Here is a 12,162-nt window from a genome sequence, read left to right on the forward strand (position 1 = left end):
ATTGTTTGTGAATAAGGTTTTAAAGGTTAGTTTTCTGAAAGCCTGCGTGGCGGGTTTAGTTAGTACGTTACTGCTCCCGATAGCTGTTTGCAATACGGCTTTTGCTGCTGCATCGGTTCCGCCTGCTCCGAGCATGATCCGTATTGAAAATAAGCTCACGGGAATCTCGGATGTAGTTACCGTAACCGGACTGTCTGCCGGAGATATCGTTAAAGTGTATACAGATGGCGGAACGGTTACACCAATCGGTACTGCGACGGTAGGCAGCGGCTCGAATAGTGTAGCCATTTCGATCAATCAGCTGGGTGTAACGGCCGGATATGTGTATGTTACCGTTACACAACCCACGTATTCGGAAAGCAGACGTATAGTGAAATCGTATTTGGCAGAGCCATTGTCGGTAGCTCCTGCCGCAAGCGCCATTCGGATTACCAATCATTCAGCGGGTACATCGGATACGGTTGCATTGCTGGGACTGCAAGCAGGAGATGTCGCCAAGGTATATGCAGATGCTTCAAAAAACACTTTTCTAGGCTCTGCCACTGCAGTAACGGGTACCGCAGAAGGAACCATAATCTCCATCGGGCAGTTGGGAAGCGCTGAAGGTGTTGTCTATGTTACGGTCACGGAGTTAGGGAAACGAGAGAGTAGGGTAACGGAAAAGGGATATGCCGGCGAAGCGATGAGCGCTAAACCGAAATTGGCACAAATTCGTGTTATGAACGAACTAAGCGGAGCTCACGATCATGTTATCGTGAGCGGTTTGCAGGCAGGTGATATTTTGAAAGTATATGCTTCAGAGAAAGCGGCCTCGGCTTTGACTCAAGCTGCTGTAGCCCCAGGCTCTGATACAGCTGACGCATCGCTGCCTCAGCTGGGAGTGGGAGAAGGTACTGTTTACGTTACCGTTACAAGCTCACCGCTGCAGGAAAGTGAACGCGTTGCCAAACAGTTCCCTTCAGAGCCGGTTACGGCTGCGCCGTCACCAGGGACGATTGTTGTGACCAACGAACCTGTTGGAACTGATGATCGAATTGAGCTGTCAGGCTTGGCAGCAGGCGATATCGTTAAAGTATATGCAGATGCTTCTTCAACTACTGTGATAGGTTCAGCAACCGCAGACGGCAGTTCAACCCAAGTAAAGGTATCGGTTTCTCAGCTGGGCAGACAGGCTGGCTATGTATATGTGACAGTGACCTCTTATCTTCGCGGGGAGAGCCGTCGTGTCATCAAAGCATTTGCCGCTGAATTGGCAAGTGGTGCACCGGATCGGTCCGATATTCAAATTCATAATGCAGTCGGTTCAGAGGATACAGTTACGGTCAACAGCTTACAGGCAGGTGATACCGTGAAGGTTTATGCGGATGATATATCAGCAGCTGCCATTGGAAGCGCGACTGCCTCTGATGATGGTAGCTCTGTTGTGGTTCATGCAGCATTACCTGGAACAGGTTATGGTGTTATTTATGTAACCGTTACCCGTAAGCAAGAGGAAGAAAGTGCACGTACGGCTAAAATATATCCAGCTGAGCCTGTAACCCTTCCGCTTTCACCAAACCAGCTGCGGATATCCAATCTGACAGGGGCATACGGAAATGACGAGGTTACGGCGATTGCTATCAAGCCGGGTGACACGATAAAGCTATACGCCGATGCGGTAATAGCTACACCGATGCAGACGGTGACTGGGATAGAGGCTTCTGCCTCTGCAGCGCTTGGAACGACCACAGCCACGATTGGCAGTCTCCAGCTCAACGGGAATGGCGGTCGTCTTTATGTGACGGTAACCTCTCAAGGAAAACGTGAGAGCAGCCGCATTGTAAAGGTTTATGAGGCTGAATAAGCCTTCACAGTTAGTGGGGAATTGGGGATGTCGCGCTAATTACGACACGTTATCTAAGCTGGTTATACGAATCCTATGAGTGAAGTCATACTAATGTAGTCAATATGCAGTACCAACGGAGTCATACTTACGAAAAATGTTTGCATCGTAAACCTTAAGGAGAGGGGCTTGTAAGGTGATCTATTCAAAAAGCAATGTTATTCTACCTAACAAAACAGTTACGGACAGAGCTCGGGCAAACCGAATTATCAAAAACAAAATCAAGCTTATGATTGCCTTGTCGGTACTATCTCTAATAAGAAAGACGGTCTATGTAATGGCAGCAGTTACTTTGCCTTTTAGCTTGTTGTTTCCAAGTCACACTGGTTTCGCAAGATCAAATGAGACGGTAATTTTCTCCGATACTTTTTCAGCAGCTGAGCCTGGTAGCACCGCTGCAGCGAATGGTGAAGAACGTTCTTTATCATTTAGTGATATGAGCGGCCATTGGGCGGAAGCTCCGATTCGTGAGGCTGCTGCGAACGGCTTCATATCTGGTTTTGAGGATGGAACCTTCAAGCCGGATCATTCTTTGACACAGGGGGAGTTTGCGGCGCTGCTCACTGCAAGCCTAGGTATCCCCAATCTGGCCTCGACTATAGCCAATTCTGTTCCAAATGCGGCTAATCCTACTGAACTTTCTATTCACAACGGTAATATCCAGTCATTAAGTGATGTTGGTATTATGAAGGAAAATGAATTCACATCAGACGAATGGGATCGTGAATTAACCCGTTCAGTACTCATATTGCTGTGCTTGAGAGTAATGGAACCTGAGACCATGATCGATGAAACGTTGCTTGAACAACGTGCAATTGCCGCAGGTCTGTTGGACGGTAAACAAGAGGAAGAGGATACCAAGCAAGGACACGTCAATAGCGAGCTAGTGTATGGGCAACCCAATGGCAAGCAGGAGCAAGCCGACAGCATTCAACTGAATGCGATCACTAAGCAAGTGCAGGCTGCTTGGGCAGCTAAAGTGGCTACACGAGCTGAAGCTGTTGTTATTACGCAGCGACTGCGCAAATCGCTCGGGTTAGCTGATCCCAATCAGGAGATGCTTCCATACTAAGGTGCAGCTATATCTCAAACGTCAGTGGATAAGCGAACCTCACGTTCCTGTGTATTAGCGAGGGGTGATCACACAAGTCGTTTTTGAAGGTTTTATCCCTCACTGTGTAAGTAACCTTCGGTAAGAAAAGAACCTTCAATTCCACATCTGTAGTGGGTTTTGAAGGTTCTTAGCATATTTTATGGGATTGACACAACCATGTTTACTCTTAGGTGACAGCCTTTTCCACGATCTTACTTGAGATTGCTTTTGATTAGCGCATCGGTGAAAAGTCTGAAACCTGCTCTAATATGGTTTCAATTTTATCCAGTGTATCGGAGCTTAATTGAACGTCGATTGCTTTTACGTTTTCTTCGATTTGATGCGGCTGGGTGGCTCCAATAAGAGCTGAGCTTACACCAGGCTGGCGAAGTACCCAGGCTAGAGCAAGCTGTGCCACAGTAATGTCCAGTTCCTTGGCTAGTTGATCCAGCTCCTGCACGCTATTCAGTACATTATCGTTGAGATAGCTATTAATTATTTGATTTACCGAGCTGTTGGCAGCTCTGCTTTCAGAGGGAAGCGGCTGTCCCGGCTTATACTTACCAGTGAGTATACCTTGCGCTAATGGCGAAAAGACAACTTGGCCTAACCCTTTGGCTAATGATACAGGCAGCACTTCACGTTCAATGTATCGTTCGAACATATTATAAATGGGCTGATTGGATATTAAAGGACGCAGGTTCAACCGTTCGCGAATTCCATCTGCCTCCGTAATTTGGGCAGCGCTCCACTCGCTTACCGCAGCGTATACTATTTTTCCTTGTGCTGTCAGATCGTCCAGTGCTCGTAATGTTTCTTCTAGCGGTGTGTTGACGTCATATCGATGACAGAAATAAATATCAACATAATCAGTACCCAGTCTTTTCAAGCTCGCTTCGCACTGCTCCATAATATGCTTGCGCGACAAGCCACGATCGTTGGGTCCGGACCCCATTGGAAAATACACTTTGGTGGACAATACATAGCTTGAGCGGCTGTAAGGCTTCAATGCGGCACCAATTGCCTTTTCCCCTTCACCTCGATTGTACCCGTTGGCTGTATCAAAGAAATTGATACCGCATTCAAAAGCCTTTTCAATGCAGGCGTCAGCCGCCTTCTGCTCAGCAGCAGTACCGTAAGTCAACCAACTTCCCAGACTGATTTCACTCACTTTCAGACCGCTTGCACCAAGATTTCTATATTTCATTAACGATTTTCATCCTTTCTTTCTTGTAGATGGGCTTATTATATAGGACAACCAAATCTGCTACAAGAGAGCATGTTTTCTATACTTAGTTACCTGAATGAAACTGGATCAGCTGGAGTTGGGTGCTGGATTTTATTTGGTAATCCTGTTACCCTCTAGTTAAGATCAATCAAAAGGGGACATGAATCTATGGCTTTTATGGACTGTCATTTTTTCTCGGAAACGCTTGGAGTGTCGGCATCGATGCACGTCATTTTGCCACAGCCTACAAAGGGACAGATCGGAATGGAATCTAATGTCACCAAGAAAAAGCACCCAACGCTTTTTTTATTGCACGGTTTATCCGATGATCATACCATTTGGATGAGAAGGACCTCTATTGAGAGATACGCTGCTGCTTATGGCTTAGCTGTTGTGATGCCTGCGGTTAATCGCAGTTTTTATACGGATATGGCTGCTGGCTACAAGTATTGGGCATTTATTAGTGAAGAATTGCCTGCCTTGGCACGGTCTTTTTTTCCGCTATCGGAGGAAAGGGAGGATACCTTTGTAGCAGGTCTGTCAATGGGGGGATATGGTGCGTTCAAGCTGGCTTTGTCCTGTCCGAATCAGTTCGCCGCAGCAGCAAGCTTGTCTGGAGCACTTGATATTGCGGAAATCGCCAAGCTGCGCGATCCCGTGGAGTTTGAGCGTATTTTTGGCGACTTGAATCAGGTTTCTGGGAGCCGCAATGATCTTTTTCAGCTTGCAGGGGAAGTCATGCAGAGTAAGGCGCCAAAGCCGATGCTGTATCAATGCTGTGGTACGGAGGATTTTCTGTATCAGGATAATTTGCGATTCCGTGACCATTGCCGTGACTTGAAGCTGGATTTGACTTATGAGGAAGAGCCGGGGAGCCATGAATGGGGTTATTGGGATCAAAAAATTCAAAATGTGCTGAGCTGGCTGCCTATTCGATAATGCACAACCAAAGGACTGTTTGGAATCAGTGATGCTACGGGTTCGAGGTGTTTTTGATAGCTTAACAGCGATTGGAAGAGGGGTCTGCTTTCGCAGCGGCTCTTTGCTGTCATGATGTTTAGTTCATCTTATATAGTTAATGCAGGAAATGGTAAAGGAGAGTATCATGAACGAGCATACTGAACGTATAAGGCGGCTCCAAGATAGACTGCTACAGTTGCAGATCGACGGCTGCATGATCACGCAAAATGTAGATTTGTATTATTTTACCGGCTCGATGCAGACCGGATATTTGTTTATTCCAAATGAGGGGGAGGCGGTGTTCTTCGTTCGACGGAGTGTTGTGCGAGCAGAGCAGGAATCATCGATTACCGTCGAGCCGCTTGGCTCCTTCCGAAGCTTCGGGGAACGGCTATCCGAGTTATATCGGTCCGTGTTTCATACAGTACCAACGCGCAGGTTGAGGCTGGCTGCTGAATTTGATGTGCTTCCTGTACAGCAGCTCAGACGTTTGGAGACCATACTGCCGCAAGTAGAATGGGTGGATGGCTCGCTGCTGATCCGTGAGCTGCGGATGATTAAATCAGCTTTTGAAATTGGACACATTCGTGAAGCAGGCCGAATCATCAATCTGGCTTTTGAGAATGCGCTGGATAAGCTGAGCCCTGGCATGACAGAGCTGGAGCTGATGAGCCATATTGAGCTATTTGTACGACGTGAGGGTCACATTGGTATCATGAGGATGCGGGGTTATAACCAGGAGGTAATTACGGGGATGATTGGAGCTGGGGAAGCAGCAGCAATGCCGACTTACTTCGATGGTCCTGCCGGAGGGCAAGGTGTGTCATCCGCGAGTCCGCAAAGCGCAAGCCGTAGGCCTATTGCAGTCAATGAGCCGATTCTGATCGATATTGGCTGCTGCATCGATGGCTACGTCATTGATCAAACACGAACCGTCGTCATGGGCAGCTTGGAAGATGATTTGTTCGAGGCATATGAGCAGTCGGAGCTGATTATACGCAGTGTTGAATCAAAGCTGCTGCCTGGTGCCGTATGTGAGCAGTTGTACATGCATTCGCTGCAGATGGCGCATGCTGCAGGACTGAGTGACCATTTTATGGGCTATGGCGACGATCAGGTTAAATTTCTCGGTCATGGAATCGGGCTTGAAATTGATGAGCTGCCAGTGCTTGCCAAAGGATTCAGCTACCGTTTGCAGCCTGGAATGGTCATAGCTGTTGAACCTAAATTCACATTTCCGCAGCGTGGGGTAGTTGGTATTGAGAACAGCTATGCGATTACGGAAACCGGCTTCGAAAAGCTGACCGTATCACGTGAAGGATTAATCCGACTCTAAATCATAATGGATTATATATGAAGCCGTTGCTTTCTTGAATTTCCGCTCAGCACCTGCTTCTATTGCCGAATAACGCCTAGCCTCCGAACCCTAGGGGCTTTTTGGCGTTAGGTTTATGACCGGACTTATGAGCTCTAACGCATCGGGCAAGAGGCTGCAGATGTGGTCGATTATGAATTTGGTTAAGCCATCCCCCGAATCCAGATTAATGCCGCCAGGCTTGTATAACGTATCCAAAAAAAAGTGCCTTGCCTGTACAAAAATAGGCTGAAACAAACGAAGAAATAACGGAACTATTGCTGTATGCTTAAGCTAAGGCTTGTAGTAGCGAGGGCTCAAAAAGTCAACTTCTCAGCAACGAGAAGGTTGCAACAATAAATCAAAGCTTGATCATAAAAGGAGACCGGTTATGGCGAATATAGTCGTGTTGGATGGCTACACATTAAACCCGGGGGATTTGGACTGGGGAAGATTAGAGCAGCTTGGCAGTGTAACTGTATATGATCGAACTGCTGTCGCTGATATTGCAGAACGTGCAGCAAATGCGGATATCGTGCTGACCAACAAAACACCCCTGACTGCTTCCATGCTGGAGCAGCTGCCAAAGCTCCAATATATCGGTGTGCTGGCGACCGGCTACAACATTGTAGATACGGAAGCGGCGAGGCAGCGGGGAATTCCGGTGACCAATATCCCTACATATGGAACGCACTCCGTTGCCCAGTTCGTATTTGCTCTGCTGCTGGAGCTGTGCCAACGGGTACAGATTCACAGTGACGCAGTTCATGCTGGTGATTGGAACAGCTGTCCTGATTTTTGCTTTACACGTTCACCGCTGATTGAGCTTTCGGGCAGGACGATGGGATTGATTGGGCTCGGACGTATAGGCGGGCAGGTGGCGAAAATTGCCAATGCTTTTGACATGAGGGTTATTGCAGTGGGCAGTGGCAGAAGTAACCCCATTCCTGTGCAGGGCGTTGAGTGGGTAGAGCTTGAACAGCTTTTGGCGGAATCCGATGTCATCAGTCTGCACTGCCCGTTAACTCCCGCTACGGAAAAGCTGATCAATGCGGAGCGGCTTGCGCTGATGAAGCGTTCGGCTATGCTGATCAATACCTCCCGCGGAGCACTCATAAACGAGCAGGATTTGGCGGATGCCTTAAATGATCAACGGCTTGCCGGAGCTGCGGTGGACGTATTGTCTGTAGAGCCACCTGTACCTACCAATCCGCTGTATACGGCAGCGAACTGTTTGATTACTCCCCACATTGCCTGGGCAACCAAAGAGGCCAGAGCCAGACTGATGGGAACCGCTGTAGACAATGTTCAAAGCTTTTTGTCCGGAGAGACTATTCATGTAGTAAACAGATAAAGTTAATCTAAAAAAAAGCATCCCTTATGACTGCTCAGGCAGACTATGGATGCTTTTTTGATGTAGAGCTGGCAGGATTATCGTCTCATCCCCAATTACATGCTAACAACATGCTGCTCCTTCTGATCACTCAGCTTCATGCTCACCAGCTCATGGTGGAATTTTTCCCCGATAGCCAATTTACTGCCGTACACGAACAAGATGTCGCCCTCCTGAATCGTCAGCTTCAAGCACTGATGTCTAATTTTTTGGTCATCCCGTTGAACAAACAGCATCAGGATATCCTCCTCCTGACCGAATAAAGTATCGGTTCTCTGGTCTATTAATTTGGAATCGGCATGGATATGAACATCCTTGATCCAATCCGTGTCACTCGTATACAAAATTTCTTCAATAGGCAGCTGATGCAGCTCAAATTGTTGATTCAGATGCCGGTGAAACTTACGCTTAAGCAGGCTCATTATTTTTTTATTTTTGATCGATAGCCAAATAATTGCAAGTCCAATGGTCACTACCGTCAAGGCTGGTATCCGTAAATTTTGCCCCATCAGGTTGCTAATAATGGAAATCAAGACAGCGAGTGAGAAAACACCGAATAAAATAAGAAACACACCAATATTACGGCGTATCGGATGACGCAGGATCAGCTCCGATTCCAGTGTGGTAAACCCGGTTGCCGTCAGCATGGAAACTGCCTGGAAGCGGGCGATCTCTTTTTTTAACCCGGAGATGATCAGAAGGGTGGAGGAAACCTCCAACACCAAGGCAATCAAAATCATATAAATCACGATAAAAAGCATCTCCACGCGTGGTATCCCCCTTGCAGCCGAATATATAATATCTTTTACCATTCAGGGTCGTTCTTGAACCCTTCAATTGAATCATGGACAAGAAGTTTTGCTTTATTTTTTGGTTTTTATTCTTTTTTGATTGATTGGGCAGGATGAGGAGTAATACTAACTTATAGAGAATAATTTGGTGATTAGTAGGAGCGGTGAAAAGAATGGTTCAGCCTCATAATATCGTTCAGCCTGTTTTGGAAGAAAAGCGACTTAAGGCCGCACTGTTTCAGTTTGTGTTTCCGTTCTCGCTCAATGAAGATTGCCAAGACGATTTGAAGCATCAGCTGAAAAGGGATGGCTTCTCTGCATTTGATCTGGGAGATCTGGAACTGGAGAATGCTTTCTACGGAAAGGGCTATCAGGTTTCCCATTTGAATTTAGAAAGATATTATTTGCCTTTTACGAATAGTGTTATTTTTCCTCATGAAGATTCCAAGGATGTATTTCTGCGTTATTCCAAACGTCTGGAATTGGCTTGCAGCCTTCAGATACAACAGCAGCTAGTCCTGTTTGGTATTCATTCGGTCGATGTTGTGCTTTGTCCCTTTGATCTTGGTTTTATTACGGTACGGTCTGAGGTTCGTTGTGAAGACTTAACTTATTCACAGGTGCTGGAATTCGTTAACCGTTTCCGTATTCTGCAAAATATGAAGGATCAGGATGAACCGGTCCAGCTCGTTCATAATGGGAAGCGTTACAATGAGGTCGAAGAATTTATTTTGGATGGACTCGTGCCGGGTATGATGCCCTTTCTGGATAAGACGGATTTAGAGAAAACGTATTTTGAAAAGCTGCCTTTTTTTGTAGATGAGCGGATGTTTGTGCAGGGACTGGTCTCTTTTACGGATAACTGCCCGATTGCGCCGGAGGATATATACCGAGCTTCTCGGGTCGATGGGCTGGATCTTCAAGGTCAACCTTATATCAGCTCTTCAAATATGGACTATATTCAGCGGTATTTGGATGAACACATTTACGATAGGTGGGGACCCGATACCTATTATGTGATTGAGGAGAACTCCTTCTTTTGCTTGACGAATCAGTCCAGTGAGGTGACTACGGCTCTTGGCAACCACATGTATGGGGCGTATTACTATGGCGTGCTCATTAATTTGTTTTATAAAATCGTACTGCTAAAATTATCAAACCGTTATTCGCATGTGCAGTTGGACCAGAATCAGGAAGAAATCGATGATTTGATTCGCTCGATTACGATTTTTTCTGCCAGGTATTACTTTCTGGAAGTCGCTACCCAGTCACAGGGCAAAGAAATTTTTCTCCAGCTACGCAAGCATTTGGGCAGTGACGAGCTGTATGCGGAAGTTAATGAAACGCTGGCTGATCTGTACAAATATCAGGAAAATTTTACAGCCAAACGCTCCAACTATTTGCTGCTAATCTTGACGATCTATTCGGTGGTCAGCGGAATTTACGGCATGAATCAGGTCATTGATGATTTGAAGGGACAAATCGATTGGGGGAAAATGAAGGATTATTCCGTCTTTGAGTACATAGCACTGGCCGTGATGGTTACAGGAATGGGCACTGCTGTAACTCTGGGGACGACTACGTTGTGGAGATTGATGAAGGAGATGGGGAAACGAAAATAATGTTGAAGGCTCTGTACCTTGACCTAACGTTATGGTTTATAATGGCGTTAACAGGGAGATGGGGATATGAAAATTAATGAGCTGGCTCGCAGGCTGGATGTGACTCCGAGAGCGATTCGTTTTTATGAAGAGAAAGGGCTGCTGCAGCCGCTTAAAAATGAACACAATGGCTATCGGCATTACACCGAGGAGGATGCATGGCGTTTGCAAACGATCACTTCATTCCGTGAGATGGGGATCGGCATCGAGAGCATTGCCAAGCTGCTGCGCGTTTTTGATAGTGGTGATGCGACGTCCCTGCACCATCATTTGGAGCTGCAGCGGGCAATCCTGTTTTCCCAGTGGGTAGAATGGAAGCAGACACTAGTGGCACTGGATACGCTGATCAATCAGGTAGACGAAGGAAAGCCGCTCATCCTGGATGATCTGTTCAAGCTCGCAGAGCATACCAAGCGAATTCGCACAGCCCGATCCTCCTGGGAGGATCAATGGGACTTTGACCAAATCGCAGAGCAATTTGATCGCAAGCGGTCCGATCTCAGTGAGAGTCCGGTCGGCTGGATCGCCTCTGCGAGCGAATATGAGCAGGCATTGGCTTTTACGGTCCAGTGGCTGGCTCCCAGACAGGGAGAGGTGGGATTGGATATTGGCGCAGGCACCGGCAATTTGTCGGGACGGTTGCTCGAGTCAGGAGCAGAGGTTGCGGCTGTCGAACAATCGCGTCAAATGCTGGTCAGATGCCGCGGCAAATATCCGGCGCTGCAAGCCAAGCTTGGCAACCTGCTCGCACTGCCATACTTCGATGGGCAGTTTCATTTTGCTGCGACCAGCTTTGCCTTTCATCATGTGAACGAGGCTCAACAGCTGCTGGGTCTAGCCGAAATCGATCGCGTGCTGAAGCCGCATGGCCGTGTCGTTATTACAGGGCTTATGTTCGAGCACGAAGCTGCAAAAACAGCACTTCTCAATAGGCTGCGTGCAGAAGGCAGGATAGAGGTATTAGACAAGCTGGCCCACTGCTATCCCTCTGACCGTACCAAGCTGCTGGAATGGTTTCACGAGCGTGGCTATATAACGGTACAGCAGCAGCTGAACGAATGGGTACACATGGTATATGCGCTGCGTCAGCCCTAACCTAATTAAGGATTATAAGCAGCACAATGGCTGTTTCCACCCTTTTTTGAAACGAAGTATTCTTGCTTCTTGTCTATCATTGCTTAACCCTATAAAAGATGCTAGAATAAAAACAATTATTACAAACTACCTATATTTGTAGTCCTTTGTGACTTCAATTATAGACATTATCTATCATATTTTTTGCTAATAAGCTTACATTTGTATAGAATACTAAGCATGAGACGCGTCAATCTTGGGGAGGAATGGCATATGTTGCGTTTGGGACAAAGAGTAATTATCGTAGCAGACACTTTTGAGCAAAACTTGCCTGTTAGCGAATATGGTTATATCATGGCTATCGACCGAAACGCTGATAATGTTTTTGATTATGTAGTGCGAGTTCCCAAAATAAATAAGCATTTTTTCGTCACAGCTGCGGATATTGAGCTGGAGGAAATTTTGATTCAGCTGGAGGCCGACCGACTGCAGCGCGAGTCGCTGATTGATTTTGCATTGGCTACCAAGAACGAAGAATTATTCCGTAGAATTATGAACGGGGAAGATCAGGAAGAAGCTGAGACCATGAAGCCGAGCTCCGAGGTTCAATCCCAAGCTGATTTTATTAAACAAGTGAATTTAAAGGCATGGATTTAAGCGACAAGCCTTTGCATAGCAGTGTGTACAGCCTTCATTTCCGAACGATTGTCGGAAAGAGGGCTTTTT

10 protein-coding genes are annotated in these 12,162 nt (G+C 46.8%); 8 read left to right on the top strand and 2 right to left on the bottom strand.

The features are described from left to right. The first annotated feature begins 1 nt into the window (after nucleotide 1). Complete coding sequence (locus BM210_RS19420; RefSeq protein ID WP_091171571.1) at nucleotides 2-1,843, top strand: hypothetical protein; 1,842 nt, start codon at nucleotides 2-4, stop codon at nucleotides 1,841-1,843. 175 nt (nucleotides 1,844-2,018) lie between these two features. Then, a complete protein-coding gene (locus tag BM210_RS19425) occupies nucleotides 2,019-2,954 on the top strand; it encodes an S-layer homology domain-containing protein (RefSeq protein ID WP_091171573.1) in 936 nt (311 codons plus the stop codon). Nucleotides 2,955-3,207: 253 nt separating this feature from the next. On the opposite strand, the gene BM210_RS19430 is transcribed toward BM210_RS19425, so the two are convergent. Continuing rightward, nucleotides 3,208-4,182, bottom strand: coding sequence for an aldo/keto reductase family protein (locus tag BM210_RS19430; protein WP_091171576.1), 975 nt, complete (start codon nucleotides 4,180-4,182; stop codon nucleotides 3,208-3,210). 189 nt (nucleotides 4,183-4,371) lie between these two features. Between BM210_RS19430 and BM210_RS19435 the strand changes: the two genes are divergently transcribed. The 3 genes from BM210_RS19435 to BM210_RS19445 all read left to right on the top strand — a co-directional run bounded on the left by BM210_RS19435 (nucleotide 4,372) and on the right by BM210_RS19445 (nucleotide 7,871). Continuing rightward, complete coding sequence (locus BM210_RS19435) at nucleotides 4,372-5,142, top strand: alpha/beta hydrolase (protein WP_091171579.1); 771 nt, start codon at nucleotides 4,372-4,374, stop codon at nucleotides 5,140-5,142. 166 nt (nucleotides 5,143-5,308) lie between these two features. Further along, nucleotides 5,309-6,499 carry a M24 family metallopeptidase gene (locus tag BM210_RS19440; protein ID WP_091171580.1) on the top strand — a complete coding sequence of 397 codons (1,191 nt, stop codon included), beginning with the start codon at nucleotides 5,309-5,311 and terminating at the stop codon, nucleotides 6,497-6,499. Between the two features lie 409 nt (nucleotides 6,500-6,908). Next, the gene (locus BM210_RS19445) at nucleotides 6,909-7,871 is read left to right on the top strand and encodes a D-2-hydroxyacid dehydrogenase (RefSeq protein ID WP_091171583.1); all 963 of its coding nucleotides are present in this window, start codon (nucleotides 6,909-6,911) and stop codon (nucleotides 7,869-7,871) included. A gap of 95 nt (nucleotides 7,872-7,966) precedes the next feature. On the opposite strand, the gene BM210_RS19450 is transcribed toward BM210_RS19445, so the two are convergent. Then, the gene (locus BM210_RS19450) at nucleotides 7,967-8,671 is read right to left on the bottom strand and encodes a hypothetical protein (RefSeq protein WP_256223832.1); all 705 of its coding nucleotides are present in this window, start codon (nucleotides 8,669-8,671) and stop codon (nucleotides 7,967-7,969) included. Between the two features lie 203 nt (nucleotides 8,672-8,874). Here BM210_RS19450 and BM210_RS19455 point away from each other — a divergent pair, with 203 nt between their 5' ends. From BM210_RS19455 to BM210_RS19465, 3 genes are all read left to right on the top strand, one after another. After that, the gene (locus BM210_RS19455) at nucleotides 8,875-10,323 is read left to right on the top strand and encodes a hypothetical protein (protein WP_091171587.1); all 1,449 of its coding nucleotides are present in this window, start codon (nucleotides 8,875-8,877) and stop codon (nucleotides 10,321-10,323) included. A gap of 66 nt (nucleotides 10,324-10,389) precedes the next feature. Further along, nucleotides 10,390-11,457, top strand: a complete 1,068-nt coding sequence (locus BM210_RS19460) for a MerR family transcriptional regulator (protein ID WP_091171589.1) — start codon at nucleotides 10,390-10,392, stop codon at nucleotides 11,455-11,457. 252 nt (nucleotides 11,458-11,709) lie between these two features. After that, nucleotides 11,710-12,093 carry an ATPase gene (locus tag BM210_RS19465; protein WP_091172433.1) on the top strand — a complete coding sequence of 128 codons (384 nt, stop codon included), beginning with the start codon at nucleotides 11,710-11,712 and terminating at the stop codon, nucleotides 12,091-12,093. Nucleotides 12,094-12,162: the final 69 nt, after the last annotated feature.

Source organism: Paenibacillus sp. 1_12, from assembly GCF_900114475.1.
In the GTDB taxonomy this organism is placed as follows: Bacteria; Bacillota; Bacilli; order Paenibacillales; family NBRC-103111; genus Paenibacillus_S.